The 263-nt window shown below is 49.8% G+C and carries 1 protein-coding gene; it reads right to left on the bottom strand.

The annotated features are described in order from the left end of the window. On the bottom strand, positions 1-263 hold a 263-nt coding region (locus tag AB4496_RS25970), incomplete at both ends, for an alkaline phosphatase family protein (RefSeq protein WP_372132749.1).

Here is a 263-nt window from a genome sequence, read left to right as displayed (position 1 = left end):
TTGAACTCAACGTCTTTACTACCTACGTAGATAAGTGGCACTGGTAGGTTAGTGTGTGCAGTGTGGATGCCGCCCGTTTCTGGGTTTACCATCATTTCCGCGTTACCGTGGTCAGCGGTGATAAGCAGTTGGCCATCGGCTTCTTTGATTGCTTCAACCACTTTGCCAAGACATTCGTCTAGCGACTCTACCGCTTTAACCGCTGCATCGTAAACGCCAGTGTGGCCAACCATGTCACAGTTAGGGAAGTTACACACGATAGC

It is taken from the genome of Vibrio sp. 10N.222.46.A1 (genome assembly GCF_041473595.1).
Classification (GTDB): Bacteria; Pseudomonadota; Gammaproteobacteria; order Enterobacterales; family Vibrionaceae; genus Vibrio; species Vibrio tasmaniensis_A.
Note: the sequence above shows the minus strand (reverse complement) of the source record. Positions and strands in the feature narration are given on the sequence as shown.